The sequence below is a fragment of the Cobetia amphilecti genome, from assembly GCF_020217465.1.
Lineage (GTDB): Bacteria > Pseudomonadota > Gammaproteobacteria > Pseudomonadales > Halomonadaceae > Cobetia > Cobetia amphilecti.
The window spans coordinates 2,410,872-2,437,720 of record NZ_CP084115.1 but is presented as its reverse complement, the minus strand read 5'-3'; the positions used below and the strand labels follow the sequence as shown (position 1 = coordinate 2,437,720).

Here is a 26,849-nt window from a genome sequence, read left to right as displayed (position 1 = left end):
CAGGTGAGGCACCCCGCCTGACATGCCTTACTTGACGGCGCGTACCTTGTCGTAGATGTCCTGCAGGCCCATCTCGGCGATCACTTCCTTGAGCGGCTCAGCGACGATCTCCTGCATGCGCTCACGGTCGATCTCATGCAGCTTGGCGCCCTGCTTCTCCAGCTCCGCGAGGGCTGCCGCGTCCTGTTCCAGCTGCACCTTGCGGGCGTAGGCCGCCGCTTCGTGCGCGGATTCCATCAGTGTCTTCTGCTGCTGCTCATCCAGATTGTCCCAGGACATCTTGGACATGGTCAGCAGACGCACGGTGATGTCGTGCTCGGACAGCGCGATGTTGGGGGCGACTTCGTGGAAGCGCATGCGCAGTGTCCATTCCGGCTCATTGAGCAGGCCGTGGATCGCGCCCAGCTGGATGGCGGTGTAGATCTCCTTCCAGGCCACCACGCTCGGCTCGACCCCGAGTGCCTGCCAGGCGACGATCAATGGCTTGGTCGGATTGGTGCGCAGCTTGAGGCCCTTGAGGTCATCGAGTGAGGTGACCTCGCGCGAGCTGACGATGTGGCGCTTGCCGCCACCGAAATAGGCCAGCACCTTCACGTCGGTCTCGTCACTGATCTTCTGGGCGATTTCCTGGCCGACCTCGCCATCCAGCACCTTCTGCCAGTGATCGACATCGCGATACAGGAAGGGAATCGTGAACACGTTGGCCGTGGGCGAGAAGTCGGTGATCAGCCCGGGGCTTACGATGGACATGTCCAGCGCGCCGGCCATCTGTTGCTCGAACATCTCGGTTTCATGGCCCAGCACCGAGTTGCCCATGATGGTCATGGTGATGTCGCCATCGGTCTTCTCGACGAGCAGATCGCGCAGGCGCTCGGCACCGAGCTGGTAGGCGGTATCTTCGGTGCCGGCGTGGCCGAAGCGCAGCTCCATTGCCTGGGCACTGGCCGAGAAGCCGAGCGTGGCGCTCAGCAGGGTGCCGGTGGTGGCCGCGACGGCCAGCCCCTTGCTCAGCCCTCTGGACAGTCGGGCGCCCACCGGTGAGCGCTGGAAAATGGCAGGGGTGGACGTAGTTGGATTGATCCAATTCAGCATGATGGCGTTTTCCTTGGCGTTGTTTGTTGTTGTGCCTTGCGTCTTTTGGTCTTGCAGTCTTTCTGTCTTGCGGCTTGCCAGACCGGCAGTCTCCAGACGGCCGGTCCATGCTCGGGGTTGCGCGGCCAGTCGATGCTCTCCAGGCATGACTCGCCGTTCAGAGAAAGCGTTGGCGTCAGTCCGGGCGAGGCGTCTCGACGATGGCGTCGTCAGGACTCCCGCAGGAGCGGCGTATCTTGAGTTCCGGCGGCATGATGACGCTTTCTCGCTCGCCGCCGGGATTGGCGATCCGTCGCAATGCCAGTCGCGCCGCCTGCTCCCCGATGGCGTAGGGGTGCGTAGCGATACTGGTCAGGGGCGGATCGCCCAGTTCGGCTTCCTCGACGTCATCGGTGCCGATCACGGCACAGTCGCGACCGGGTTCCAGCCCCATCTGGCGCAGGCCCAGCATGGCACCGAAAGCCACGAGGTCGTTGTGGCAGACCACTGCCGTCGGGCGAGGGCTTTCCTGCATCAGGGTCTTGATCAGCTCATGGCCGACGCGCCGCGTCACGCCATTGCCGCGCACCAGGCGGCGATAGGCCAGGCCGTGGCGGTCCAGCGCAGCCTGATAGCCCAGCCAGCGGTCATGGCTGACCGAGTGATCCGCGCCGCCGATGAAGGCGATGCGCTGATGGCCCAGGCTGACGAGATGATTGACGGCCATCTCGGCCACGCGCCGGAAATCGGTACCGGCGTAATCGAAGGGCGGCGCGTCCAGATAGCGCATCACCTGGATGCAGGGCATGCCCCAGTCGGTTAGTTGATGGATCAGGTTGGGGTCTGTGTGTTCGGCGGGGCACAGCAGCAGGCCATCGACACGATGTTCACGCATGCGCTCGATGAAGCGCTGCTGGCGCTTAGGAGAATCCTCGCTATTGGCGAGAAATGACACATAGCCTTCCTGGTGCAGGGCGGCATCGATCCCCGCGACCATGGAGCCGAAGAAGGGGTTGGCGATGTCATAGACCACCACGCCCAGGGTCGCGGTGCGGCTGCCGCGCATGGCGGCGGCGCCACGGTTGTAGACGTAGCCCAGTGTCTTGATGGAGTCCTGGACCTTCTCGCGGGTGCGTTTCGCCACCAGCGGGCTTTCGCGCAGCACCAGTGAGACCGTGCTGCGCGAGACCTTGGCATGTGCCGCGATATCCTGGAGCGTGATGCTGCTCGAGGCGCTCTGTGATGACGGGGCCTGCGATGACACCGTGGCATCTGCCTTGGCCGGCGGTGTCGTGATGGGATCTTTCATGGCGTCTTCCCTGGGCGTTTTCTTGTTGTCATTCCGAACTCATTGCCGGGGTGGAGACGTTTTTGGATAGTTCCAAATCCATGTCCAGAGCATAGAGCAATTCGCCCGCGCTCCCCTCAGCACTTTGGTCTGGCAGCCATGTGTCGAAGGGGCTGCGTCACCGGCATGCCGGCCCCCGTGCTGCCGGCCACCGGTCTACCGGCGCGTCCAGCTGGCTTCATTGACCGCACTCAGCGGCGATTTCCCCGCCAGTGCCAACAGCAGGTTGTCCAGCGCACGTTGCGCCATGGCGCGGCGTGTCTCGTGGGTGGCAGAGCCGATGTGCGGCAGCGCCACGACCTGTGGCAGGCGCGTCAGTGGCGAACTTGCCGGCAGCGGCTCCTGCTCGAAGACATCCAGCCCGGCACCGCGGATACCGCCACGCTCGAGACACTCGATCAAGGCGGCTTCATCGATGACACGCCCGCGGGCGATGTTGATCAGGATGGCGCTGGCGGGCATCAGTTCCAGCTCGCGTCTGCCGATCAGGCGTTCGGTCTGCTCGCTGAGTGGGACGGTGACGCAGACGAAATCGCTGGTCTTGAGCAAGGTGTCCAGCTCGACGCGGATCGCGCCCAGTTCGCTCTCAAGCTCAGGCTTGGGGGAGGCATTCGAATACTGGACCCGCATGCCGAAGCCGAGTGCACCGCGCCGCGCGATCGCCGCGCCGATGCGGCCCATGCCCACCATGCCGAGTGTCTTGCCGTGCACGTCCGTACCGAAGTGAGGCGGTGTGAGGCCATGTGTCCATTGGCCGTCGCGCACCATGTTGGCCAGCTCCACCGCGCGTCGTGCCGTGGCCATGATCAACAGGAAACCGACATCGGCAGTGGTCTCGGTCAGTACGTCCGGGGTGTTGCACAGCAGGATGCCGCGCGCGTCCATCGCTTCAAGCGGGTAGTTGTCATAGCCCACGGAGACCGTGCAGATCACCCGCAGTGCGGGGGCGGCATCCAGCAGCGATGGCGTGATGACATGTCCTGAACAGATCAAGCCGTGGGCGTCATGCAGGGCATCGCGCAGGGCGTCTTCCCGCGCCTGTGCGGACAGGCCCTCAGGCAGCACAACGACATCATGGTGTTCGCGCAGGGTGCTCATCTGGTCATCGTCGAGTGCCTTGAGCATGACGACCTTGTGCCGTGGCCTGGGGTTGGACGCGTCGCTGGCCATCTGGCTGACTCCCTGGGGCGAGTACTGCTGTGCGTGCATGGAGGTCTCCTTGAGTTCATGCGCGTTCGACAGGAACGGATCGACAGGAACGATTTGCGGCTCAGGAAACGAGGCTGGCAGCCTCTCCGTTCTCGATCGCCGTGAGTGTCTGGCGATCCGGCAGGCCTTCCATGTCACCGCGCACCTGCACCGCACGACTGCCCAGCAGGTTGGCCCGCAGCATGGCAGCTTCAGGTGACAGTCCATCGAGCAAGGCGCTGATGGCACCCACCGCAAAGGCATCGCCGGCGCCGACGGTATCGACGACCTGGTTGACGCGCTGGCCGGGGACACTGAAGGCGGCTTCCTGGCCGCCGATCAGCCCACGGTAATAGCTTCCCTCGGGGCCGAGCTTGATGATCACGGCCTTGGCACCTTGTTCGAGGTAGTGGCCCGCGATGGCCTCGGGGGTCTTGTGGCCGGTCAGACGTTCGCCTTCCGCCAGACCCGGCAGTACCCAGTCAGCGCGGCTTGCCAGCTGATTGAGGGTGTCGCGCATCTCACGCTCGCTCGACCACAGGGTGGGGCGCAGATTGGGGTCGAACGAGATGCTGGCGCCTGAGGCGCGGGCCTGCTCGAAGAGGTGGAAGGACAGCTCGCGGCAGCTGGGGGAGATGGCCGGCGGAATGCCGGTGGCATGCAGGTGGCGCAGGGCGCTGAGATCGATGCCATCGGCATCGCGTGCATTCATGCGGCTGGCGGCGCTGCCCTGGCGGAAGTACTCGACATGCGGGTCTTCGCCCTGGCTGGCGCGCGCCTTGAACATCAGGCCGGTGGGTGCCTCGCTGTCCCGGGTCAGATGGCGACAGTCCAGGCCATTGTCTTGCAGGGTCTGGCGCAGGTAGCACCCGAGACTGTCGTCACCCACGCGGCTCAGCCAGCCAACATGAAAGCCCAGGCGGGCGAGGCCGATGGCGACGTTGGTGTCGGCCCCGGCGATACGGCGCTCGTAATGTGAGACGTGCGCAAGATCTCCCTCGCTCTCGGCGACCAGCATGGCCATGGCTTCGCCAAAGGCGAGGATTTCCAGTGGCGAGGAAGAAGGGAAAGAGGTGGGCGTCGAAGACGCACTGGCTTGCTCAGACATCATGGCGTGTCCTTTGTCTTGGAGACATTCCTTGTATTTGTCGGGCATGACGGCGCGGCTGGCGAAGCCGCGCCGTCATGGTAGTGCTGCACCGATAGTGCTGCGCCGTCTTGCTGTTCGCGCGTGTCACTTGTTGCGTACTGATTGTCGCGTACCAGTCGTCGACAGGCTCAGTGCTGGCGCGACTCAGTGCTGGCGCTTGCCGTCCACCAGGCGTGGCAGGTCGGCGCTGTCACGCAGGCTCGGGCTCAGCAGTGCTTCGGGCAGGTCCTGGTAACACACCGGACGCAGGAAGCGTTCGATCGCCGCGCTGCCCACCGAGGTGGTACGGCTGTCGGAGGTGGCAGGCCAGGGGCCACCGTGGACCATCGCCTGACAGACCTCGACACCGGTCGGCCAGCCATTGGCGAGGATACGACCCGCGCGACGCTCCAGTACCGGCATCAGGCTGCGCGCGGCATCGATATCGGCATCGTCCAGATGCAGGGTGGCGGTCAGCTGGCCTTCCAGGTGCTCGCAGACCGCACGCATCTCGTCCAGATCGCGACAGGCGATGACCAGCGAGCTGGCGCCGAAGACTTCTTCCTGCAATGCGGCTTCACTCAGGAAGTCGCCGCCGGTGGTGCGGAACAGCGCGGTCTGACACGGGCTTGCGTTATCGCCATCCAGCACACCGCGCGCCACTTCCTGTACCTGGGGCAGGGCGGAAAGCTTCTCCACGCCACCGCGGTAGGCGTCATGAATGCCTGGCGTCAGCATCGTCTGGCAGGCACTGGCCGCGACGTTGTCGGCGGCGGTGTTGAGGAAGCGCTCCAGCGCCTCACCTTCCAGCGCCAGCACCAGCCCCGGATTGGTGCAGAACTGGCCGGCACCCATGTTGAGCGAGGCGATGAAGGCCTGTCCCAGTGCTTCGGCGCGAGCTTCCAGCGCGGCCGGCATCAGCAGCACCGGGTTGATGCTGCTCATCTCGGCGTAGACCGGAATCGGTTGCGGGCGGGCTTGAGCCGTCTTGAGCAGCGCCGTGCCGCCACTGCGCGAGCCGGTGAAGCCCACGGCCTGAATGCGCGGGTCATTGACCAGTGCCTGGCCCAGGGTGTTGCCACTGCCGTAGAGCAGCGAGAAGACGCCTTCCGGCAGGTTGCAGCGCTTCACGGCACGCTGGATGGCACCACCGACCAGCTCGGACGTGCCCGGGTGAGCGGAATGCGCCTTGACGATGACCGGGCAGCCCGCCGCGAGGGCCGAGGCGGTATCGCCACCGGCCACCGAGAAGGCCAGCGGGAAGTTGCTGGCCCCGAACACCGCCACAGGGCCGAGACCGATGCGCCGCTGGCGCAGGTCGGCACGTGGCATCGGGCTGCGTTCCGGCATGGCCGGGTCGATGCGCACATCCAACCATTCCCCGGCGCGTACGACACCGGCGAACAGACGCAGCTGACCGCAGGTGCGGCCGCGTTCGCCTTCCAGACGTGCGCGTGGCAGGCCGGTTTCCTGAAGGGCGCGTTCGGTGATCTGCTCGCCGATGGCCTCGATTTCCTCGGCGATGGTCTCGAGGAAGCCGGCGCGGGTCTCGGCGTCCGTCTCCCGGAAGCTGTCGAAGGCGTCATGCGCCAGCTGGCAGGCCAGCTCCACCTCGCGGGCACCACCGGCCGGATAGGCGGGGTCCAGTCGCTCGCCATTGGCAGGGTTGATGGCATGAACCGGCTTGCCGTCAGCCAGCAGGCTCTGCTGGCCGATGAGCTGATGGCCGCGCAGTGTCGTCTGATCGGAAGGTGACATGAGGCGTCTCTCTTTTCGTTGGGCGTGCTGTGCGTGGGACGTACGGTGCGTGGGGTCTGGGGTGCTTGGTAGGTGCTGTGCGTAGGACGCGCAGTGGGTCAAGGGGGCAGCCGCCTCGACAGGCCAGGCCGGTCGAGGCGTCACCGCCTTGGGGGTTGCGCGTCACTTCACGTGATTCCACCGCGCTGAAGGTGATAGGCGACATGCCTTACGGGCACATCTGGCCGCCGTTGATGTCGATCACCTGACCGGTGATGTAGCCACTGGTGGCGTGCGAGGCGAGGAACAGGAAGGTCGGCGCGCATTCTTCGGAGGTGCCGAAACGGCCCATGGCGATGCTGCCGGCGATCTTGGTGCGCAGCTCTTCGCTCTTGTCGGCATGGAAGACGGTATCGATGGTGCCCGGCGACACGATGTTGAAGCGCACGTTGTCCTTGGTGAATTCCTTCACCCAGTTGCGATGTAGGTTGTGCAGCATGGCCTTGGTGCCGCCGTACAGGGAGGCGCCCAGACCGCCGCCTTCGCGACCCGCGATGGAGCCGGTGCTGATGACGCTGGCGGTGGTGCCGGAGTCCTTGGCGGAGGCCTTCAGGTGCGGCATGGCGTACTTGGTAGTCATAATCGCGGAGCGCAGGTTCAGGTCCATCACCAGGTTGAAGGCGGCATCATCCAGACTCTCGAGTCCTGCACGCACGCCCAGGCCACCGGCGTTGTTGACCAGCACGTCCATGCCGCCGAAGGCCTTGGTGAAGTCTTCCACCAGGGCGGCGCAGCCTTCGCTGGTGGACAGATCACGTGCGAAATATTCAAAGCGTGCCCCGGTGGCTTCCAGCTGGGCGATGGCGTCACGCGCGGCGTCATCCTGCTGACGGCTGTTGATGCCGACCACGGCACCCTCACGGGCGAAGGCGACAGCGGCAGCCAGACCAATGCCCTTGGTAGAGCCGGTGATGAGAACTTTCTTCTGCTTGAGATCGGTGAACATGTGGGATTCCTGACGGTGGAAAGCCGTACGCTCTTGGAGGCGGCATGGCGAATGAAAGGTGGAGGGGCCTGCGGCGAGCATCGGCTCCCTCTCGGCACGAGTCACCTTAGCCCAGACAAACAGGATCGACAAACAAATAATGACAACTAGCGAATAGTGCTTTAGTGCAGTCCCGCCTATCAAATGACGTGAGAAGGCTGTCCTGAGGCCTGGTTCGTGCGATCCTGACTGGGGCTGAAGGGGGAGGGGGTTGTGCTTATCAGGCAAGAGACTGATTTGTCGTAAAAACTCTGATAAATAAGCTAAATCAATGGCTTATGGTGGCGCGTTCGATGCGGATCGGTCAATGAGTCGCAAGGCATTGCGGCCATTGGATAAGGGTCGCAGGGGCCGGGGTCGGCTATCCTAGGGGTTGATCCGGCCAGCCCGTCACGACCTACAGTCCCCGCTCCCTTCCTGCCGTCCATTTTTGGATTGGTCTAAAGTTCAAGTTGTAATAACTTGTAAAATTCGTGCATCCCGCTGACACTGATCTGCGTATTCGGGGCAGTCATCGCCAACCCTCAAAGCGGCTGCCCCACGCTGCAACGCCACAATCGACACAGCCACGCAACGCCTCCATAACAAGACAACGAGAGAGTCTTCGCCATGCGTAAATTGTCACAAGTCCTCTGTGCCTCCGTGCTGACCCTGTCCGCTTCCGCGGTGATGGCAGCCGACTATCCCTACAAGCCCATCACGCTGATCGTGCCTTGGTCTGCCGGTGGTGGTACTGATGCGGTCGGTCGTCAGCTGGCGGCGGGCCTGCAGGAAGAGCTCGGTCAGCCGGTCAATGTGGTCAACAAGACCGGCGGTTCCGGGGTGGTGGGGCACATGGCCATGAAGATGGCGCGCCCCGACGGCTATACCCTGGGGCTTGGCACGGCAGAGATCGCCACCTATCAGCACATCGGCACCGCGCAATTGTCCTATGAGGACTTTACGCCGATCGCGCTGCTCAACCTGGACTACGCCTCCTTCACGGTGAATGCCGATTCCGAATGGAAGACGCTGGATGATGCGCTGTCGGCGCTGAAGGCCAACCCCAGTGACTACACCGTGTCAGGTTCTGCGCCGGGGGCGGCCTACCATCTGTCCTTTGCGGGCTTCCTGGATCAGCAGGGCATCAACCCGAATGACGTGACGCTGGTACCCAGCGAAGGCGCGGCACCGGGCCTGCAGGAACTCGCCGCTGGTGGCGTGGATATCGTGTTCTCCTCGCTGCCGGAAATCGAATCCATGCGCCAGTCGGGTCGCGTCAAGGCGCTGGCGGTACTCGCCAATGAGCGTGTCGATTCCTTCGAGGACATTCCGTCTGCCAAGGAGCTGACCGGCTCCGAGTGGAGCCAAGGCTCCTGGCGCGGTCTGGTCGGCCCTGAGGGCTTGCCGGAAGAGGTCACCGCGCGTCTGTCTGAAGCGACCGAGAAGGTCTGGAAGTCCGAGCAGTTCCAGGACTTCATGGCAAGCCGCGGTTACGGCACCGTGTGGGAAGATGCCGAAGGGTTCCGTGCCTTCATGAAAGATCAGGATGAAAAGAACGCTGCCACCATCGAAAAACTGGGGCTGGCCAACTGAGCATGTCGCATAGCTTCGTGTTCGAACGTTTCCTCCTGAGTCTTCATGAGTAACCGCACATGCGTACCAACGACAAGGTAACGGGTGTGGTGACGGCAGCCTTCGGGGCTGCCGTCATATATGCCTCCCTCGACCTGAAGAACCTGCCGCGCCAGGAATATGGGGCCGGTACCTTTCCCACCGTCATCGGCGCACTGCTGATACTGTTCGGGGCCATCCTGCTGGTCCGTGGGCTGCGCAATCGTGAAGTCTGGTTTGCCTGGCAGCACCCCGTGCCATTGATCACCTTCATCATGACATTGGCCGCCATCTGCGCGTCTATCGTGGCCTACATCTACCTGACACCGATCGTGGGCTTCCCCGTGGTGTCCTTCGTGCTGCTCACGCTGCTGCTCTATACCTTCCATCACCGTCGCTGGTTGCCTGCCGGGGGTATCGCACTGGTGGCGACAGGCGTGATCTGGGAAGTCTTCGGCCAGTTGTTGCACGTGCCGCTTGAACTGGGCCTGCTGGAAAAGGTGATCTACTGATGAGTGACTTACTGCAAGCCGCCACGATGGTATTCACGTGGGAAGTGATGCTGATCATTCTCGCCGCGTCGCTCTTCGGGCTCTTCATGGGGGCGATTCCGGGACTCACCGCCACCATGGCCACGGCCCTGCTGGTACCGGTGACCTTCTTCATGGAGCCGCTGCCCGCGATTGCCGCCATCGTGTCCGCCACGGCCATGGCCATCGTGGCAGGGGACATCCCCGGGGCGCTGTTGAGGATCCCCGGAACCCCGGCCTCGGCGGTCTATACCGAGGAAGCCTATGCGATGGGCAAGCAGGGCAAGGTCGGCCTGGCGCTGGGTCTGAACGTGACCTGCTCGATGATCGGTGGCGTGATCGGGGTGCTGATCCTGGCCTTCTTCGCACCGCGCATCGCCGAGTTCGCCATCCAGTTCACCAGCGATGAGTACTTCTGGCTGGCACTGCTGGGGCTGTCCTGCGCGATTCTCGTCTCGGGGCGTGATCCGCTCAAGGGCGGCATCTCGATGCTGGCGGGGCTGGTCATCGCGATGGTGGGCATGGACAGTGTCTCCGGTCAGATGCGTTTCACCTTCGGCAATTACGACCTGCTGGCCGGTATCTCCATCCTGCCGGTGCTGATCGGCCTGTTCGCGATCTCCGAGCTGATTCGCCGCATGCCCGAGACGCGCAACCCGGCGCCGATCGTGCCGCCGGTCATCAAGCGTCCCTTCGAGGGCGTCGGCTCGACCCTGTGGAAGTACAAGGGCGGCGTGCTGCGCGGTGGGGCACTCGGAACCGTGATTGGCTCTCTGCCCGGCGCCGGTGCCGACATCGCCTCCTGGATCAGCTATGCCGTCAGCCGCAAGTTCTCCCGAACGCCGGAGAAGTTCGGCAAGGGCCATCCCGAAGGCTTGGTGTCGGCCAGTTCCGCCAACAATGCCTCGCTGTCCGGTGCCTACATTCCGGCGCTGGTATTCGGTATCCCGGGCGATACGGTGACGGCGATCATCATCGGCGTCCTGATGACCAAGGGCATCACCCCGGGGCCGGACGTCTTCACCGACCAGGCACCGCTGGTGAACGCCATCTTCATGGTCTTCGTGCTGGCCAACCTGCTGCTGTTGCCGCTGGGCTTCATGGCGATCCGTGGGGCGCGTCACATCCTGTCGATTCCCACCGGCATCCTGTTCCCGCTGATCCTGATGTTCTGCATCGTCGGTGCCTTCGCGGCCAACAATGCCATGTTCGACATCTGGATCATGCTCGGCATCGGCCTGATGGGCTTCTTCATGGCCGAGAATGACTTCCCGGTCGGGCCGATGATTCTGGCGGTGATTCTCGGACCGATCGTCGAGAGCAACTTCATGCGCTCGATTCTCAAGTCCAATGGCGACCTGACCGCCTTCGTGGACCGTCCCATCGCCATGGTGCTGGCCATCGCCGCGGTGGCGGTGTGGAGCATGATCATCGTCAACGGGGTGAAGGCAGGGCGTAAGGCACCGCAGGCAGAGGAAGCGACTCAGCCCCAGGATGCCTGAAAGGGACGTCAGCCGAGTGGAGCGGGTGGGCGAGCGGCAGTGATGACGCCGGGGAACGTCGCTGTCCCGTGGCCTTTCCTCAACTGGCAGGGTTTCCGGTAGAATTGCACACCATCTGACATGCCTGAAGGTGGACCAAGAGTGATGAGAAAGGGCGACATGACACGATGAGTGACGCAGCCAAGCATTCACTGGCACTGGTGGTCTACGAGAAGATTCTGGCGGCCATCATCAGCGGTGATTACCCCGTCAACAAGAAGCTGCCCACCGAGGCGCGCCTGTGCGAGCTGTATGAGGTGTCGCGCCCGGTGCTGCGTGATGCGCTGGCGCGGCTGCGCGAGGACAATCTCGTCGTTTCGCGGCGGGGCTCCGGCAGCTTCGTCATCAATCGACCCGACAGCGCCGTGCTCGAATTTGCGCGTATCTCCAGCATCGCCGACATCCAGCGTTGCTTCGAGTTTCGCACCAATGTCGAGGCCAGTGCGGCGGGTCTTGCCGCACTGCGACGCACCTCGGAGCAGCTGGAGCACATTCGCCAGCGCTTCGAAGCCATCAACCAGGCCAATCTCAACCACGATCGTGCCTCGGATGAAGACTTCGAGTTCCATCTGGCGATCACCGAAGCGGCCAGCAATCACTACTACGCCACCGTGCTGCGCTCGCTCAACCAGAGCATCAAGGAGGGTATGAACCTGACGCGCGGCCTGTCACTGCGAGCCTCGGAGGAACGCCTGCGCATCGTTCAGGATGAGCATCGGGCGATCATCGATGCGATTGCCGATAAGGACGCCGCGGCGGCCGAAAGCGCGATGCGGGCGCATCTCGAAGGGGCGCGCCGACGCATGTTCGAAGGCGTCCATGCGCCTTAGTCCCACAACAGGTAAGCGCCTCGAATGGTGAGTGCTTCGCTGACGCGTCATGACCCATGACAATGCCTCTGATCGTCACCGATCAGAGGCATTGTCGTATCGGGAGACTTGAAAACGCGCCCTGCAGATGCGCAAGCGGCCTATGAAGATATGCATAGCTCGATGCTCGCAAGGCTAGTGTTCGCCCAGCCAGCGACGTGCCACGGCGACGGCGCGTGGCAGGCTGCGGCACCAGCTGAGCTTGTGCGCACGCGTGCGAATCCCGGCTCGACGCAGCTTGACGATCAGATGGCTCGGCAGCCCCGCCAGAATCAGCGCCACTCGCTGGTGATGCATGTCATCGATCAGGGATTTCAGGGCCACGATGGCCGTGCCATCGATGCTCGGCACATCGCTCATGTCGAGAATCACGACCCGGACTCTGTCATCGACCAGGCGCAGTGAGGTCAGCGCCTTCTCGGCCACGCCGAAGAACAGCGGGCCATCGATGTCGTAGAGCGCGATGGCGCTGCTGTCGCTTCCCTCGCACAGTGTCTGGCGAAGCGCCTCGACCTGTGGCGTGTCGGAGATCTGGCGGGTCTGCGTCAGCTGCATCATGCGGCGTATGAACAGCGCCGCCGCCAGACCGACGCCGACTGCCACCGCCAGCACCATGTTGAACAGCACGGTGAGGCCGAAGCAGATCAACAGGATCGCCACATCGCCTCCCGGGGCGGAACGCAGGCTATGCACGAAGTGGCGAGCCTCACTCATGTTCCAGGCGACGATGAACAGCAGCGCCGCCAATGTTGCCATCGGCACCTTGCCCAGCAGATCCGCCAGTGCGATCACTGCAAGCAGTACCACCGCGGAATGCACCACTGCCGCCAGTGGTGAACGGGCTCCGCAGCGAATGTTGGTGGCGGTGCGTGCGATGGCGGCAGTTGCCGTGATGCCCGCGAACAACGGCGCTATCAGATTGCCCAGCCCCTGGCCGATCAACTCCGCATCCGGGTCATGGCGCGTTCGCGTCAGTCCATCGGATACCACCGAGCACAGCAGGGATTCGATCGCCCCCAGCATGGCAATGGCGATGGCGGGCCCCATCAGTGCACGGATCAGCTCGAAATCCAGTGTCAGCGGCTGGCCATCCGCGCCGGGCAGCTGCCAGGGAGTTATCAGCGTTGGGGCGATGGGCGGAATGCCCGTGCCGCTGCTGCCTCCCGCTTCCCAGCTGAAGCGGGAGGCGATGGTTTCCACCAGCGGACCCTGGGTGTCACCGCCGAAGGCGAGTTCGAGCGCATGGGCCGCCAGTGCGCCGACGATCAAGCCGACCAGTGGCGCGGGGACGGGCAGGTGCAGGCGTGGCCACAGCAGCATGACGGCCAGTGAAAAGACCCCGATGGAGAGTTCATGAGGGTTCAGCGTCGGCAGTGCGGCCAGAATATGCCCGACATTCTCGACGAAGTGCTCGCTGAGTTGTCCGACACTCAGGCCCAGAAAGTCAGGCACCTGCAGGACGGCGATCACCACGGCGATGCCGGCGGTAAAGCCGAGCACGACCGGATAGGGCACGAACTGGATCAGCCGCCCCATGTGCGTCAGCCCCAGCAGTATCAGAATCGCCCCCGCCATCATGGTGGCGATCAACAGGCCGCCGAGTCCGTACTGCTGAACGATGGGAAACAGGATCACCACGAAGGCCGCGGTGGGCCCCGAAACGTTGACGCGTGAGCCGCCCGTCATGGCGATGATTGCCCCCGCGACGATGGCCGTATAAAGGCCATGCTGTGGCGCGACCCCGGCCGCGATGGCCAGTGCCATGGACAACGGCACTGCCACGGTGCCGATGGTCAACCCGGCCAGGATGTCCTGACGCAGATCGGTGAGGCCGTAGCCTGAGTGCCATGCACTGCGCAGGCCGGTGGCAATCGGGGGCAGGCGCATGGGGGAGCGCTTGGAGGTCATCGGGGCGGGTCCTCGCGGAGGGAATCTCGACGCTGAACCTGGTGCTGGCCGTATCAGGGCATGGCGTGGCATGTCCGAACATGACACTGCGCCAGGCGACAGCAGGCCAGCCGTCTGTGACGGACTGCCCTGTCATGATCACATGATAATAATATGGTAAAAACATTAACATGTAATTAGCATGATCGTCATTCGCTTGCCCAGAGGTTCGACGCGGGTTCACAAGGATTGGCTTGTCGGTATCGGTGTCCCAGCATTACCATCTGATGTTAATGATTTCGGGAGAGCTGAAGATGGAAAAGAAGACCGCACGCCTGACCCTGATGATTGACCCGCACAAGAAGCAGGCCTTCGAGCAGCTGTGTGCCTCGCAGGATCAGACGCCGTCTCAGGTCGTCCGTCAGTTGATCCGCGAGTATCTGCAGGCGCATGGCGTCGAGTACGCGTCCCAGCCCGGGCGTCCACAACCCCCATCTTCCTGAACGAGCGGGTTGGGTGGGGCGCTCTGACAAGCCCTGTGCTGATCAGCCCGGCTCTGACGCAAGAGACACGAAGCCCCTGACAGGTTCGCCTGTCAGGGGCTTTCGTCTTCAGGGCAAGGATGTCGTCCTGCTTGCTCAGGGGGGCGGGATCATTGGCAGAACCTGGCGGGTGACAGGCTGCGCGCGTATTCCGGCAGGGGCTCGTGCGCCACCGTGCGTGCCACCAGATCGCCCGTCTCGGCCGAGAGTGTCAGGCCCAGGTGGCCGTGTCCGTAAGCGAGCAGCAGGCCGGGGCAGCCGGGCATTTCGCCCACTACCGGCAGGCCATCGGGGGTGGAGTGACGCACGCCCATCCAGTGGCGGGCGACGTCGAGCGGCTGACCGAAGAGCGTCTCGCCCCATTGCTTGAGGGCTTGCCAGCGTTGCGGCGAGGCGGGGCGCGATGGCGCGCAGAATTCGGTGGTGCCCGCCAGTCGTATGCCTTCGGCCATGGGCGAGGCGTAGAAGTGATGCGCCAGCCAACCCACCGGGCGTGAGAGTGGCAGCGAGGTGGCGAGCTCGATGTGATAGCCGCGCTCGCTGACCACCGGCAGTCGTTTGCCGAGCCCGGCCAGCAGCGTATTGCTCGCGATGCCGGCGCAGATCACCACATGCGAGGCCTCCTGTGAGGTGGCGGCGGTGTTGATGCGCCAACCACCAATGGAAAGCGGCGTGAGGGTGTCGACCTGCTGCGCCGTCCACTCAAGGCCGCCTTCTTTAAGCTGTGCGTAGAGTTGGCGACTGAGTGACAGTGGGCTGGTGAGGTGGCGGGTGTCAGGATAGTAGAGGCCGCCTGCCAGTCCCTTCGAGTTGAGCGACGGTTCCAGATCCCGCAGCTGGTTTGCGCCCAGTGCCTGACATTCGACCCCGTCATGGCGCTTCGCCTGGGCCATCTTTTCCAGCGAAGCCGGGGTGATGACGGTGTCGCGCTGGATCTGCAGACAGCCTGTCTGGCTGGCCAGGGCAGTGGTCGCTTTGGTCTGCAGGTCATCGATCAGGGCATGCTGTCGCTCGACGGCATTGGCCAGCAAGGCGATCAGGTCCGCCTTGTGACGCTGAAAATTGGAGGGCGTTGCCGCCTTGAGGAAGCGCCAGCCGAAATCCGCGAGGGCAGGCGTGTGGCGCAGGGCGATGGCAAGGGAGGGCTGCCTGCTCAGCAGGTGGCCCGGCAGCTGACGCAGGGTATCGCCACTGGCCATCGGTGAGGTGGCGTAGTTGGCGATGAGGCCGGCGTTGCCGAAGGAGGTGCCTTCGCCGATGGGGTTCGGGTCATACAGTCGAACGTGATAGCCACGTGCCTGCAAGGCGCGGCAGGTCGCGAGACCGATGATGCCGGCGCCAATGACGGCAATGCTGGCGTGACTCGCCGCTTCGGCGGCGGAGGATTGCGGGGTCATCGCGCGTACTCTCTTTGCCGAGCATGCCGGGCGAGTTGCCCGACATGATCGGCGTGATGAAGACGGTGGCAGGGCCATGACAGAGCCTTGGAAGACTCATGGTCGAGCGGCGCAGGCCCTGCCGATGGCTCAGTTGTCGCGGTAGAACTTCCAGGAGGCGATGCCGATGCCCACGGCGGTGAGGATGCTCAGCAGGCAGATCGCATACAGGGTCAGTCCGAACATTGTCTGGTCCTCAGGAGTGGGTAGGCTGGGGCGGGGCGTCGTTGCCGTTGTGGTCCGGCGCCGCGTTCAAGAACTGATAGACGAGGGTGAAAACCACGATATTGGCGATGACGCCGGCGATCAGTGGCGTGATGCCGCTCAATGCCTCGAGCTCCAGGCCGCTCCACTTCCAGACGCTGGTGGCCAGTGCCCCGGCGAGCATCGCGGCGATACCGGCACGCTTGCAGCGAATCTTGAACAGCACGGCGAAGATGAACGGCAGCAGGATGGTCGGCGCCCACAGCGCGTAGCTCAGCAGCAGCGCATCGATGATCGAGGTGGCATAAAGCGCGAAGATGATGGCGCCCAACCCGATGGCCAGATTGACGCCGCGCTCGATCCACAGCTGCTGCTTGCCGGACATGGCGGGATTGATGAAGGGCTTGTAGATGTCGGTCACGAAGATGACCGCTGCCGAGTTCAGGTAGGAGTCCGCCGTCGACATCACCACGGCCAGCAGTGAGGCGAGCACCAGACCGGTCAGGCCCAGCGGCAGGGCGTCACGAATCAGTTCCGGCATGGCCTGATCCGGCGAGATCTGCGGATAGAGCACCAGCGCGATCAGGCCGATGGTGGAGCTGACGGCATAGAACAGCAGACCGAAGCCGCCGGCCAGCGAGTAGCCGATCTTGGCATGACGGGAATCCGGTGCCGACAGGGCGCGCTGGGTGTAGGGCGGGACGAGGGTCTCGCCGAGCAGGAAGGCGATGAAGATGCTGATGAACATCAGCGGCGTGTAATCGCCCATGATGCTGAAGTGCTCGGTGGGCAGCGCGGCGATCAGGGCATCGGGACCACCGATCTTGTCGAGCCCGACGATCATGGTGATGGGCAGGAAGACCGCGAGCATGACGAACTGCACCACGTCGGTCTGGATCACGGCCCACATGCCGCCGGCCGTGGAGTACACCAGTACCACTGCCATGCCGATCAGGATGCCGGTGCTGATCTCGATGCCCAGGATGGCATTGAAGACGGTGCCGATGGCCAGTGCCTGAGCGCCGAGGATGCCGACGCAGAAGATCAGCGAGAAGATGCCGGTCAGCAGGCGAGCGCTGCGACCATAGTGATGCGCCATGATGTCACCGACCGTCTGGGCGCCCGCATAGCGCTTGAGGCGCGGTGCGATGTATAGGCCTGCGATGATGGTGGCGATGGGAAAGGCGGAGGCCGCGAACATGAAGGCGTAGCCCTCATCGAAGGCCTTGCCGGCGCGGCCCATCGAGGCGCCCCCGCCGAGGAAGGAAGCGGCAAGCGTGGCGAACAGCACCGGCCAGATGATCTTGTTGCCGGCGACGGCGAAGTCGGCACTGCTGGAGGTCTTCTTGGCACTGCGGTAGCCGATGTAGAGCAGTATCGCGAAATACAGCAATAGCCCCATGAGGTCGATCATATGCATTGTCTGTGGCCCTTTGTTGTTGGTTATGAGGGTCTGGTCAGCTTCCTCCCGCAGGGGGTATAAGCACAACTAAAGGCTGTCTATTAAGTCATAAGAACAATTTAGAGTCTGCCCGAGAAAGGCTAGTCTCGAGAATCCGGACATGAGTGCCCCGCCGCGAGAGCTCTACCACGAGAGCCCTGCCATGAGATGAGAGCCCAGCCGTCATGAAACTCAGACACAACCTGCGTCAATTGCAGATCTTTCAGGAAGTGGTACGTACGGGCAGTCTCTCCCAGGCAGCGCGTCGCCTGGCCATCACCCAGCCCGCGGTGAGCACGGCGATCACCAATCTGGAAAGCGAAGTCGGCTTTCTGCTCTTTCGCCGCAACCACTACGGCACACAGTTGACGCCGGAAGCCGTCCATCTGGCCGAGGGGGTCGACAAGGTGCTGGCGTCGGTGGGCCACCTTGATGAGCTGACCGATGGGCTGCGTGACGGCCATGCCGGCAAGCTCACCGTGGCCTCGATGCCGGGTCTGTCTCCCACGGTGATGCCCCGAGTGATGGCGCGCTATCTGGTCGATTTTCCCGACAGCCGCCTGTCGTTACAGACGTTCAGCTCGCGCAAGATCGCCGAGTGGGTCGCCGAGGGCCAGTTCGATCTCGGCGTGATCGAGTCGGACGCCGCCATCGAGGAGCTGGTGCTCGAGGAGTATCGGCTGTGCATGGCACTTGCGGTCCCCGAAGGCAATCCTCTCGTCGAGAAGGCATCACTGAGCCCGGCGGACCTGGCCGGGGAGACCATCATCACGCTGGACCAGCATCACCAGAGCACTCTGAAACTCGCGGGTGCCTTCCAGCAGGTCGGCATGACCTTGCAGGCGAGCATCGAGACCCATCTGTTTCCCTCGGTCGCGATGCTCGTCAATGAAGGGCTGGGGATTGCTCTGATCGATCCGGTGACGGCGGAGGCGATGCTGGCGCGCCGCGATTGCCATCTGCGCATCGTGCCCTTCACACCGACCATCAATCTGGATGTCGCACTGGTCACCTCGCGCTTTCATCCCGTCTCGCGTCAAGGGCAGCGCTTCATGCCCTATCTGGCGGCGGAGCTGGCCGCCTGGCAGCAACGCTCGCAGGACAGGTACGCGCCAGGCGCCTGAGCGGGCGTCTCAGACCGATGTTCTCGGCACCGTACTCTGCCAGTCACGACGATGGACTTCCTTGTCGTCTTCCCAGGCGATCTGCTCGGCTTCGAGATAGAAGTTCTCGGCGTCGCAGCGCATGCGATAGTGGCTTTCGACACGGATGTCGAACTGGCCCGGAGTCGTCTCGCCCAGAGCACTGTCACGCCCGTGCTGATCACGTCCGGCGCGGTAATGCCAGACGATCTCGGCGCGGGTACGATCCGCGTCTTCCGGATGCGCGGTATAGCGCTCGGTACAGCGATGCTCGACACGCATGCCGGTATCCTCGAAGGTCATCGCCCCCATGTCGTCCTCGACGATGGTGGTGATTTCCCCGTTGGCCACGTCCTCGACCACGCTGCGACTCGGCCTGGCGGCACGTTGCTCGCTGATGTTGGCCGGTGGTGCGGATTCCGGTGCCGCGAAGGGGGTGTCGACAGCCACGCCAGTGAAGACCGGCAGCGTGAGTGATTGCAGGCCCGGTTGCAGTGTCAGAGCCGCACGCGTAGGCGCCGGCCACACCATCGGGAAGTTGGCTGATGCCAGTGCCACGCGCAGACGGTGGCCGGTCGGGATCCGATAGCCTGCCATATCCAGTTCCAGCTCGATGTTGATGGGCTCGCCTGGAATGAGAGGCTGCGGAGTGTCACGATCGCGCAGCGCGAGGTTGAGCACGCCGTAGGTGATGCGCGCGACCTGGCCATCGGGCTGCACGTCACTCAGGCGCACCGTCAGCTGGCCGCAGGTCTGGTCACTGGATAGTGTCAGCGTGACCTTGGGCTCGCCGAGGATATCCAGCGGGGCGTCGAGTGGTTCACTGTCAAAGCACACGGCCAGCGCATCATCGAGACGCTGATCCCCCGGCAGGTCAGGCCCGAACCAGATGGCGCAATACTCGCCCTGATGACGGCCAGCAGTGAGCGGGGAATCTACCACGACCGGTTGGACCAGCGTCTGCTGGCCTTGGCGTGCGTTGTCGCTCAGGCCTGATTCGCTCAGCGACATCTGGTGCATCTCGACATCGCTGGCGGGCCAGCCATCCGTCTGCACCCAACGCCCCGGACGCTCGGCATACATCGTCTTCGGCGGCAGGGAGTCCTGCAGGTAGAAGGTGGCGGACGGCTCGTCCATCACGCCGTTTTCTTCGCCTTTCAGCCAGTGGTCCCACCAGCGCAGCGCTTCCTGCAGGAAGCCGATGGCCGGATTGGGCACCGCGAAGTGCGGATATTTGTGAATCCACGGGCCGATCAGCGCCTTGCGCGGGTAGCTCAGGTTTTCCATCATCCGCCCGACGGTGTTCTTGTAGGCATCTCCCCAACCACCGATGGTATAGACCGCCGCTTCGATATCGGCGTAATCGGTGTTGATGGAGCCATGCTTCCAGTACTCATCGCGGTGCTGATGCGACAGCCAGGACTCGGCCAGCAGCGGCATCTCGTCGAGACGTTGCTGCCACATGGCGCGCCACTCATCACCCACCAGGCGCGGGTCTGGCGGGGCCGCGGAGAAGCTGAGCATGGTGGCGGCCCAGGCCAGGTTCTCGTTGAGAAGGCACCCACCCTTGTAGTGAATGTCATCGGTGTAGCGATCATCGGTGGAGCAGATTGTGATGATGGCCTTGAGCGGTTCGGGCCGGTGCGCGGCCAGCTGCAGCGAATTGAAGCCGCCCCAGGAGATGCCCATCATGCCGAGCTTGCCGGTGCACCATGACTGATTGGCGATCCAGTCGATCACCTCCAGCGCATCGGACTGCTCCAGCGGTAGATATTCATCTTCCATCAGCCCATCAGACTCGCCGTTGCCACGCATGTCGACGCGCACTGAGGCGTAGCCGTGGCCAGCGAAGTACGGGTGGGTGAGCGCATCGCGCGGGGCGGTGCCGTCACTCTTGCGGTAGGGCAGGTATTCGAGAATGGCCGGTACCGGCGCCTGTTCCGCCCCTTCCGGCAGCCAGATACGCGCAGCCAGCCGGGTGCCGTCAGAGAGCGGAATCAGCGTGTGCTCGATCTCGCGGACGCGATGGGGGAAGTCGGTCTTGACATGCATTCACGTATCCTTGTGTCGTCGGGGGCGATAGACGGATGCCTTGTCACGGGAGCACTGCTTGCCACTGGTCGTGACGCCGGAACTCAGAATTCGTAAAACAGAAGTCGGAAGTCGATGCTGGCGCATGCCGTCAAACGCCGCAAGGCGCCGTGGTGGGAAATCCACGGCGCCTTGCGGTGTCATGTGGGGAGAGAGTAAAGGTGCATGGCATTTCAAGGCCATGCATCTCGTTAACCACTGCTTGTCTTGAGTGCTGCCCTGCTGACAGGCAACACGATCACATCTCGCTACTCCAGGCTCGCCCCATAGCCGAAGCTGGCGGCGGGCTCGGCTGCTGTCTCGACCCATACGCTTTTCACTTCGCTATATTCGCGCAGCGCATCCGGCCCTGAGGAGCGGCCATAGCCACTCTCTCCGTAGCCGCCGAAAGGCGAGCTTACGTGAATTGTCTTGTAGCCATTGACCCAAAAGGTGCCGGCACGTACCTGACGCGCCACGCGGTGCGCGCGACCGACATCATGTGTCCAGACGGCGCCGGCCAGCCCGAAGCGACTGTCATTGGCGATGCGGATGGCGTCGGCTTCATCCTCGAACGGTATGGCGACCACGACCGGACCGAAGATCTCCTCCTGCGCGCAGGTCATGGCGTTGTCGCCCAGCAGGACCGTCGGCGCGACATGATAGCCGCCGGTGTCCGGGACGGGGTCCGTCGAGGTGTCGGCTAGACGCGCGCCATCCTCGATGGCCCCGGCAAGCATCGATTTCACATGCTGGTATTGTTTTGCGTTGTTGATCGGGCCGATCTGGGTCGCCGGGTCCTGCGGGTCACCGAGCGTAAATTGCGTGGCGGCCTCAGCCAGCGCAGTGGTGAACTTGTCGAAGATCGAGGCCTGCACCAGCAGGCGCGAGCCCGACACGCAGCTCTGACCGGCGCCGGAGAAGATGGCCGCCTGGGCGCCGCGCAGGGCCACCTCGAGATCGGCATCCTCGAACACGATGTTGGCGGACTTGCCACCCAGCTCCAGCACGCAGGGGATGCAGCGCTGTGCCGCGGCGGTGGCGATGTGGCGCCCAGTGGCGGGGGAGCCAACAAACACTACCTTGCGAATGTCACCCTCGGCGATGAAGGCCTGACCGATGCTATGGCCATGGCCCGCGATGACATTGACCAGCCCGCGCGGCACGCCGGCGCGCTCGATCAAGACGCCAAGGGCCAGTGAAGACAGCGCTGTCAGTTCCGATGGCTTGAGAATCACCGCGTTGCCGGCGGTGATGGCCGGGGCGATCTGCCAGCCCGCAGTGAAGATCGGCGCATTCCACGGCGTGATCTGCAGCACGGTACCCAGCGGCTCATAGGTCACGTAGTTGAGGTGTGAGGTCGGTACCGGAATTACCTCTCCGTGCAGCTTGTCTGCCCAGCCCGCGTAGTACTCGAACATCTCGGCGACCTTGGCCACCTCGACGCGAGCATCACGAATCGGCTTGTTGGCGCTCAGCGCCTCGAGCTCGGCCAGTGTCTCGGCCTGCTCACGAATCAGGCTGCCTATCTGGTAGATGACGCGCCCACGCGCCTGGGCGGTCATGGCAGCCCACTGCGGTTGTGCCTGGCGCGTGGCGGCATTGGCAAGCGCGACCTGAGACGCATCGGCATCCGGGAAGGACAGCATCAGGCTGTCATCGTGAGCGTTGCGCACCTCGATGGGCTCACGCGTGCCGGTGATGAACTCACCACCGATCAGGCTGCTGACGATAAAACTGTCGTCATGAGATTGGCTGCTGTTCTGAAAATTCTGCATCAACTCGGCGATACGTTGAGTCGTTGAGAATGCCGGGGTCATGTCGTGGGTCAGCATGGCTTATTCTCCGTGGCCAAAGAGGGTCGGGTCAGTGCGTTGTACGATGGCGCAGAAGTCTTCGCTGTCATCCAGCGTCGCGCGGCTCTCATCCCAGAGCTGCGCGACGGTACTGGAGAGCGGAAGCGCCAACCCCAGTTCTGCCGTCAGATCACTGGCCAGCCCGACATCCTTGCGCATCAGGCCCATGGTGAAGCCGGAATCAAAGGCCTTGTTGATCACCCAGCTGGGGAACATGACCTGACTTGCACCACTGCGACCCGAACCCGCGTTAAGGCCTTCCAGCAATTTCTCCGGCGATACGCCTGCCTTGGCGGCCATGGAGACGGCCTCCGCCGTGCTGATCAGATGACAGGCCGCGAGCATGTTGTTGGCGATCTTGGCGACGTTGCCCGCCCCACAGCTGCCAACGTGTACGCGGCTGCCGCTCATGGCTTCCAGCACCGGCATGGCGCGGGCCAGCACTTCCTCCTCGGCGCCAATCACCATCGACATGCTGCCACTCGCCGCGCCCTTGGGGCCGCCGGACACTGGGGCATCGATGAAGTCGATACCACGAGTCGCCAGCGCCGCCGCCACCTTGCGGCTGGTCTCGGGAGTCGAGGTGGTGGTGTCGATCACGATCAATCCCGGCCTGGCCAGGGCCATCAGACTTGAGGCGTCCAGCCCATTTGCCTGTCCCGCTGCCTTGCCCAGACACAGCTGTTCTACATGCTCTGCCTTGGGCAGTGACAGGATCACGACGTCGATCCTGTCCAGCAGCTCTGCCAGTGAGCTGACCGGTATGACGCCTGCCGCAGCGGCCTTGTCACGCGCAGCCTGTGAGAGATCGAACCCGAAGACGGGGAAGTCATGGCGAGCAAGCGTTGCGGCCATGCCGCCGCCCATGTTGCCCAGTCCGATGACACCGACGGTTGTTGTCATTGTGTGGTTCCTGTCGTGGTGAAAGGGGGAGTAGCACCCAGTGACTCGAGTATGGACAGGGCTTCTGCGTTCCAGCAATAATCCAGAATTCACTTTAATGTTGCTTTAAAAGCAATGCTGGAGGCGTCATGAGTCAGGTGCAGGAGCGGCGGATCGGGCATCTCTTTGAGGCGGCAAGACTCGGTAGCGTGCGTGCGGCGGCCGATTATCTGAATGTGGCGCCCTCCGCGGTCAGTCGACAGATCACCCAGCTGGAACATGAGCTGGGCATGCCGCTGCTGGAGCGGCACAGGCGTGGGGTGAAGCCGACGGAGGCCGGGGAGCGGGTGCTTGAATACTATCGACAGCGCCTGGCACAGCAGGAAGTGCTACTCGAGTCATTGCAGTCATTGAAAGGGCTGCAGAGTGGCTCGCTGGTGTTGGCAATCGGCGAGGGATTCATCGAGGGTCTGGCAGGGCCATTGAGCCGCTTTTCCGCGCGCTATCCGGGCATCGAACTCAAGGTGAATCTGTGCGGAACCAATGAGGTGATCCGTCAGGTCGTCGAGGATGAAGCGCATCTTGGGCTGGTGTTTCATCCAGCGGGTGACCCCAAGATCCGCACGCATGTTTCGCGACCGCAACCGGTGTGCGCAGTGGTCAATCCAGCGCATCCGCTGGCGCAGCAGTGTGCGGGGGGCTCGGGTGAAACGCGTGAGCCCTTGGCGCTTGGAGAGCTATCCAGTCACTCTATGGCACTGCCGGAGGTGTCTTTCGGCATTCGCCAACTGGTGACATTGGCGGAGCATCAGGCGGGGGTGATGCTGAGCCCGACCTTGACCTGCAATGCCATTGCCATGCTCAAGCAGTTCGCCTTGCATGGCGGAGTGACATTGCTGCCGGAATTCGTGGTCACCGAGGAGGTCGATGCTGGACGGCTGTGCCGCATTCCGTTGCAGGAAGCCCAGTTCGTCACGCCCCATGTGCAGTTGATCAGCCGTCTAGGAAGACAATTGAGCGGGGGCGCCAACCGCCTGTTGGGCCTGCTGCAACAGGACATGACGGCCTTCAACCCGCCATAGGCAGGCTCAGTCGGTCAATCGCGCTGACGGTGAGGGATTCAGTACGGGATTGGCGCGCAGGCGCTCGGCGGCAAAATCCAGAAAGGTACGTACCTTGGCCACTGCGCCGCGCCCCTCGCTGTGCAACAGGTGGATCGGCAGCGGCGGTGGCTCCAGCTCCTCCAGTACGGCCTGCAGGCGACCCGCGGCGAGATCCTCGCCGACCTGATAGGACAGCACGCGGGTGATGCCCCAACCACTGCGGGCGGCCTCGATGCAGGCGGCAATGCTGCTCATCGTTAGCCGGGGGCTCACTCGTATGGCGTGTTCTCCTGCGCGACCGAAGCGCCACTCCTTGCTGGCATTCATGTTGCTCGAGGCAACGATGCGCAGTCCGGCCAAGGCCTCCAGCGAGTCCGGCGTGCCCTCGCGGGCGAAATAGCTCGGTGAGCCGCACACCACGCGCCGTACGCTGCCGACTCTCAGTGCCGAAAGCCCTGAGGACGGCAGGGAACCGATACGCACGGCGATATCGAAGCCTTCCTCGATCATGTTGACCACGCGGTCCACCATCACCACTTCGGCGCGCATCTCGGGATAGTGCTCCAGATACTCCATCAGCAGCGGCATCACGTGAATGCGACCGAACTCGGTGGGGCAGGTGATGCGCAATACGCCGGTAGGGCGTGTCGCGGCGCCGCTGACACCATCCTCCGCTGCCTGAAGCTCCGCCAGGATGCGCCGGGCATCCGCCAGATACCGCTCGCCGATCTCGGTCAGGCGCACGCGGCGCGTGGTGCGTGTGAACAGGCGTGCGCCCAAGCGGGCTTCCAGGGCATTGATGCCGCGTGTCACCGAGGGAGCGCTCATGCCCAGCGCGCGGCTACCTGCCACGAAGCTTTCGGCATCCGCCACGGCCACGAAGACCTCAAGTGTCTGCAGTCGGTCCATCTGTGGCTCCCATTGGCGTCGATTATTGTCATTATCTGGAATGATCAATTGTGTCTGCTGAGGATTCTAGCAGCCAGATAAGGAGAGTAGTGTGGGGATGTGTTTGATCACCCCAACCGCTGGAGCCTCTTTCATGTCAGCCAATCTCCCCCGCCATCCCTTGCCACCGTTCACGTCAGACACTGCGGCACACAAGGTGCGTCTTGCCGAAGACGGCTGGAACAGCCGTGATCCCGAAAAGGTAGCTCTGGCGTATTCGCCGGACACCCGTTGGCGCAATCGCGCCGAATTCGTGACCGGCCGTGATGAGGTGGTGGCCTTCCTGACCCGCAAGTGGGCAAGCGAGCTCGACTATCGCCTGATCAAGGAGCTGTGGGCCAGCGAAGGGAATCGGATCGCCGTGCGTTACGCCTATGAATATCGCAATGACAGCGGCCAGTGGTTTCGCGCCTACGGCAATGAGAACTGGCAGTTTGATGAGCAGGGGCTGATGACCCATCGCCACGCCAGCATCAATGAACACCCCATCGCGCAGAGCGAGCGCAAGTTCCATTGGCCATCGGGGCGCCGACCGGATGACCACCCCGGGTTGAGCGATTTCGGATTCTGAGTCCTCAACACCCGGCGTCTTTCACACCATCGTTTCTCTCTTTCCACTCTCCTCACATTGCAGGTGAATCATGAATTCACGCTTCTCTTCCACTGCCGCACCCGTTCGTCTTTTTCGTAATCCCAAATCCGGTCACTGTCACCGTGTCGAGCTGATGTTGGCATTGCTGGATATTCCCTATGAGACGGTGGATCTTGATATGGCCAATGGCGCGCACAAGGCGGCCGAATTTCTCAAGATCAGCCCATTCGGGCAGGTGCCGGCCATCGAAGACAATGGCGTCTTCCTGAGTGACTCCAACGCCATCCTCGTCTACTTGACCCACCGCTATGATGCCGAGTGCCGTTTCATGCCCAGCGATGCGCTGGCGGCGGCCGAGGTGCAGCGCTGGCTGTCGGTCGCGGCTGGCGAAATCGCCTCGGGCCCCTGTGCCGCACGTCTGGTCACCGTATTTGGTGCTCCCTTCGATCATGAGCAGACCATCGCTCGTGCCCATGCCCTGTTCAGTGTCATGGAGCTTCATCTGGAACAGCAGCAATATCTGGCAGGCGATCACATCACGCTGGCGGACATCGCAGGCTACAGCTACATCGCTCACGCGCCGGAAGGCGGCGTCAGCCTCTCGCCTTATCCCAATATTCGCGCCTGGGTTGCGCGTGTCGAGGCGTTGCCTGACTTCGTAGGCATGGCGCCGAGCCCGATTCTGGCCTGAACCA

22 protein-coding genes are annotated in these 26,849 nt (G+C 63.3%); 9 read left to right on the top strand and 13 right to left on the bottom strand.

Going from position 1 to position 26,849, the window contains the following annotated elements:
- Positions 1 to 27 precede the first annotated feature (27 nt).
- The 6 genes from LCW13_RS10375 to LCW13_RS10350 form a co-directional block, all read right to left on the bottom strand.
- On the bottom strand, positions 28 to 1,092 hold the full coding sequence (locus LCW13_RS10375) for a TRAP transporter substrate-binding protein (protein ID WP_225346794.1): 1,065 nt from the start codon (positions 1,090 to 1,092) through the stop codon (positions 28 to 30).
- A 175-nt stretch (positions 1,093 to 1,267) separates the two neighbouring features.
- Positions 1,268 to 2,380: a LacI family DNA-binding transcriptional regulator gene (locus LCW13_RS10370; protein WP_225346793.1), complete on the bottom strand. Its 1,113-nt coding sequence runs from the start codon at positions 2,378 to 2,380 to the stop codon at positions 1,268 to 1,270.
- A gap of 195 nt (positions 2,381 to 2,575) precedes the next feature.
- Positions 2,576 to 3,589: a 2-hydroxyacid dehydrogenase gene (locus tag LCW13_RS10365; RefSeq protein ID WP_404813687.1), complete on the bottom strand. Its 1,014-nt coding sequence runs from the start codon at positions 3,587 to 3,589 to the stop codon at positions 2,576 to 2,578.
- 100 nt (positions 3,590 to 3,689) lie between these two features.
- Complete coding sequence (locus LCW13_RS10360) at positions 3,690 to 4,715, bottom strand: sugar kinase (protein WP_225348145.1); 1,026 nt, start codon at positions 4,713 to 4,715, stop codon at positions 3,690 to 3,692.
- Between the two features lie 186 nt (positions 4,716 to 4,901).
- Entirely contained in the window at positions 4,902 to 6,494 is a 1,593-nt protein-coding gene (locus tag LCW13_RS10355) for an aldehyde dehydrogenase (NADP(+)) (RefSeq protein WP_225346791.1), read from the bottom strand.
- A gap of 208 nt (positions 6,495 to 6,702) precedes the next feature.
- Positions 6,703 to 7,479 carry an SDR family NAD(P)-dependent oxidoreductase gene (locus LCW13_RS10350; RefSeq protein ID WP_225346790.1) on the bottom strand — a complete coding sequence of 259 codons (777 nt, stop codon included), beginning with the start codon at positions 7,477 to 7,479 and terminating at the stop codon, positions 6,703 to 6,705.
- A gap of 648 nt (positions 7,480 to 8,127) precedes the next feature.
- On the opposite strand from LCW13_RS10350, the gene LCW13_RS10345 reads away from it, so the two are divergent.
- The 4 genes from LCW13_RS10345 (at position 8,128) to LCW13_RS10330 (ending at position 12,012) form a co-directional block, all read left to right on the top strand.
- A complete protein-coding gene (locus LCW13_RS10345) occupies positions 8,128 to 9,093 on the top strand; it encodes a Bug family tripartite tricarboxylate transporter substrate binding protein (protein ID WP_043334189.1) in 966 nt (321 codons plus the stop codon).
- A gap of 59 nt (positions 9,094 to 9,152) precedes the next feature.
- Complete coding sequence (locus LCW13_RS10340; RefSeq protein ID WP_225346789.1) at positions 9,153 to 9,623, top strand: tripartite tricarboxylate transporter TctB family protein; 471 nt, start codon at positions 9,153 to 9,155, stop codon at positions 9,621 to 9,623.
- Positions 9,623 to 11,143, top strand: coding sequence for a tripartite tricarboxylate transporter permease (locus tag LCW13_RS10335; protein WP_225346788.1), 1,521 nt, complete (start codon positions 9,623 to 9,625; stop codon positions 11,141 to 11,143). The genes LCW13_RS10340 and LCW13_RS10335 overlap by 1 nt, the downstream gene beginning before the upstream one ends.
- Before the next feature lie 167 nt (positions 11,144 to 11,310).
- Positions 11,311 to 12,012, top strand: coding sequence for a FadR/GntR family transcriptional regulator (locus LCW13_RS10330; RefSeq protein ID WP_225346787.1), 702 nt, complete (start codon positions 11,311 to 11,313; stop codon positions 12,010 to 12,012).
- 174 nt (positions 12,013 to 12,186) lie between these two features.
- Here LCW13_RS10330 and dauA read toward each other — a convergent pair whose 3' ends face one another.
- Positions 12,187 to 13,959 (bottom strand): C4-dicarboxylic acid transporter DauA, encoded by a 1,773-nt coding sequence (gene dauA / locus LCW13_RS10325; RefSeq protein ID WP_225346786.1) that lies wholly within the window; start codon positions 13,957 to 13,959, stop codon positions 12,187 to 12,189.
- Positions 13,960 to 14,252: 293 nt separating this feature from the next.
- Here dauA and LCW13_RS10320 point away from each other — a divergent pair, with 293 nt between their 5' ends.
- Positions 14,253 to 14,441 (top strand): CopG family transcriptional regulator, encoded by a 189-nt coding sequence (locus LCW13_RS10320; RefSeq protein ID WP_131432268.1) that lies wholly within the window; start codon positions 14,253 to 14,255, stop codon positions 14,439 to 14,441.
- 149 nt (positions 14,442 to 14,590) lie between these two features.
- On the opposite strand, the gene LCW13_RS10315 is transcribed toward LCW13_RS10320, so the two are convergent.
- Together LCW13_RS10315 and LCW13_RS10310 are read right to left on the bottom strand one after the other, a co-directional pair.
- Positions 14,591 to 15,877: an NAD(P)/FAD-dependent oxidoreductase gene (locus LCW13_RS10315; protein WP_225346785.1), complete on the bottom strand. Its 1,287-nt coding sequence runs from the start codon at positions 15,875 to 15,877 to the stop codon at positions 14,591 to 14,593.
- A gap of 235 nt (positions 15,878 to 16,112) precedes the next feature.
- Positions 16,113 to 17,540 (bottom strand): sodium:solute symporter family protein, encoded by a 1,428-nt coding sequence (locus LCW13_RS10310; RefSeq protein ID WP_225346784.1) that lies wholly within the window; start codon positions 17,538 to 17,540, stop codon positions 16,113 to 16,115.
- A 206-nt stretch (positions 17,541 to 17,746) separates the two neighbouring features.
- On the opposite strand from LCW13_RS10310, the gene LCW13_RS10305 reads away from it, so the two are divergent.
- Positions 17,747 to 18,685 (top strand): LysR family transcriptional regulator, encoded by a 939-nt coding sequence (locus LCW13_RS10305; RefSeq protein ID WP_225346783.1) that lies wholly within the window; start codon positions 17,747 to 17,749, stop codon positions 18,683 to 18,685.
- 9 nt (positions 18,686 to 18,694) lie between these two features.
- On the opposite strand, the gene LCW13_RS10300 is transcribed toward LCW13_RS10305, so the two are convergent.
- The 3 genes from LCW13_RS10300 to LCW13_RS10290 all read right to left on the bottom strand — a co-directional run bounded on the left by LCW13_RS10300 (position 18,695) and on the right by LCW13_RS10290 (position 23,532).
- A complete protein-coding gene (locus LCW13_RS10300) occupies positions 18,695 to 20,755 on the bottom strand; it encodes a CocE/NonD family hydrolase (protein ID WP_225346782.1) in 2,061 nt (686 codons plus the stop codon).
- A gap of 287 nt (positions 20,756 to 21,042) precedes the next feature.
- On the bottom strand, positions 21,043 to 22,608 hold the full coding sequence (locus tag LCW13_RS10295) for an aldehyde dehydrogenase family protein (protein ID WP_225346781.1): 1,566 nt from the start codon (positions 22,606 to 22,608) through the stop codon (positions 21,043 to 21,045).
- A 3-nt stretch (positions 22,609 to 22,611) separates the two neighbouring features.
- A complete protein-coding gene (locus LCW13_RS10290) occupies positions 22,612 to 23,532 on the bottom strand; it encodes an NAD(P)-dependent oxidoreductase (RefSeq protein WP_347881985.1) in 921 nt (306 codons plus the stop codon).
- Between the two features lie 128 nt (positions 23,533 to 23,660).
- Between LCW13_RS10290 and LCW13_RS10285 the strand changes: the two genes are divergently transcribed.
- The gene (locus LCW13_RS10285; protein WP_225346779.1) at positions 23,661 to 24,593 is read left to right on the top strand and encodes a LysR family transcriptional regulator; all 933 of its coding nucleotides are present in this window, start codon (positions 23,661 to 23,663) and stop codon (positions 24,591 to 24,593) included.
- 6 nt (positions 24,594 to 24,599) lie between these two features.
- On the opposite strand, the gene LCW13_RS10280 is transcribed toward LCW13_RS10285, so the two are convergent.
- A complete protein-coding gene (locus LCW13_RS10280; protein WP_225346778.1) occupies positions 24,600 to 25,523 on the bottom strand; it encodes a LysR substrate-binding domain-containing protein in 924 nt (307 codons plus the stop codon).
- A gap of 133 nt (positions 25,524 to 25,656) precedes the next feature.
- Here LCW13_RS10280 and LCW13_RS10275 point away from each other — a divergent pair, with 133 nt between their 5' ends.
- Together LCW13_RS10275 and LCW13_RS10270 are read left to right on the top strand one after the other, a co-directional pair.
- On the top strand, positions 25,657 to 26,133 hold the full coding sequence (locus LCW13_RS10275; protein WP_225346777.1) for a nuclear transport factor 2 family protein: 477 nt from the start codon (positions 25,657 to 25,659) through the stop codon (positions 26,131 to 26,133).
- A gap of 70 nt (positions 26,134 to 26,203) precedes the next feature.
- Positions 26,204 to 26,845, top strand: a complete 642-nt coding sequence (locus LCW13_RS10270) for a glutathione S-transferase family protein (RefSeq protein ID WP_225346776.1) — start codon at positions 26,204 to 26,206, stop codon at positions 26,843 to 26,845.
- Positions 26,846 to 26,849: the final 4 nt, after the last annotated feature.

Bases quoted from the DNA above. Each gene is read 5' to 3' on its own strand.
- LCW13_RS10375 (WP_225346794.1), bottom strand. From the start codon at position 1,092: ATGCTGAATTGGATCAATCCAACTACGTCCACCCCTGCCATTTTCCAG.
- LCW13_RS10370 (WP_225346793.1), bottom strand. From the start codon at position 2,380: ATGAAAGATCCCATCACGACACCGCCGGCCAAGGCAGATGCCACGGTG.
- LCW13_RS10365 (WP_404813687.1), bottom strand. From the start codon at position 3,589: ATGGCCAGCGACGCGTCCAACCCCAGGCCACGGCACAAGGTCGTCATG.
- LCW13_RS10360 (WP_225348145.1), bottom strand. From the start codon at position 4,715: ATGTCTGAGCAAGCCAGTGCGTCTTCGACGCCCACCTCTTTCCCTTCT.
- LCW13_RS10355 (WP_225346791.1), bottom strand. From the start codon at position 6,494: ATGTCACCTTCCGATCAGACGACACTGCGCGGCCATCAGCTCATCGGC.
- LCW13_RS10350 (WP_225346790.1), bottom strand. From the start codon at position 7,479: ATGTTCACCGATCTCAAGCAGAAGAAAGTTCTCATCACCGGCTCTACC.
- LCW13_RS10345 (WP_043334189.1), top strand. From the start codon at position 8,128: ATGCGTAAATTGTCACAAGTCCTCTGTGCCTCCGTGCTGACCCTGTCC.
- LCW13_RS10340 (WP_225346789.1), top strand. From the start codon at position 9,153: ATGCGTACCAACGACAAGGTAACGGGTGTGGTGACGGCAGCCTTCGGG.
- LCW13_RS10335 (WP_225346788.1), top strand. From the start codon at position 9,623: ATGAGTGACTTACTGCAAGCCGCCACGATGGTATTCACGTGGGAAGTG.
- LCW13_RS10330 (WP_225346787.1), top strand. From the start codon at position 11,311: ATGAGTGACGCAGCCAAGCATTCACTGGCACTGGTGGTCTACGAGAAG.
- dauA (WP_225346786.1), bottom strand. From the start codon at position 13,959: ATGACCTCCAAGCGCTCCCCCATGCGCCTGCCCCCGATTGCCACCGGC.
- LCW13_RS10320 (WP_131432268.1), top strand. From the start codon at position 14,253: ATGGAAAAGAAGACCGCACGCCTGACCCTGATGATTGACCCGCACAAG.
- LCW13_RS10315 (WP_225346785.1), bottom strand. From the start codon at position 15,877: ATGACCCCGCAATCCTCCGCCGCCGAAGCGGCGAGTCACGCCAGCATT.
- LCW13_RS10310 (WP_225346784.1), bottom strand. From the start codon at position 17,540: ATGCATATGATCGACCTCATGGGGCTATTGCTGTATTTCGCGATACTG.
- LCW13_RS10305 (WP_225346783.1), top strand. From the start codon at position 17,747: ATGAAACTCAGACACAACCTGCGTCAATTGCAGATCTTTCAGGAAGTG.
- LCW13_RS10300 (WP_225346782.1), bottom strand. From the start codon at position 20,755: ATGCATGTCAAGACCGACTTCCCCCATCGCGTCCGCGAGATCGAGCAC.
- LCW13_RS10295 (WP_225346781.1), bottom strand. From the start codon at position 22,608: ATGCTGACCCACGACATGACCCCGGCATTCTCAACGACTCAACGTATC.
- LCW13_RS10290 (WP_347881985.1), bottom strand. From the start codon at position 23,532: ATGACAACAACCGTCGGTGTCATCGGACTGGGCAACATGGGCGGCGGC.
- LCW13_RS10285 (WP_225346779.1), top strand. From the start codon at position 23,661: ATGAGTCAGGTGCAGGAGCGGCGGATCGGGCATCTCTTTGAGGCGGCA.
- LCW13_RS10280 (WP_225346778.1), bottom strand. From the start codon at position 25,523: ATGGACCGACTGCAGACACTTGAGGTCTTCGTGGCCGTGGCGGATGCC.
- LCW13_RS10275 (WP_225346777.1), top strand. From the start codon at position 25,657: ATGTCAGCCAATCTCCCCCGCCATCCCTTGCCACCGTTCACGTCAGAC.
- LCW13_RS10270 (WP_225346776.1), top strand. From the start codon at position 26,204: ATGAATTCACGCTTCTCTTCCACTGCCGCACCCGTTCGTCTTTTTCGT.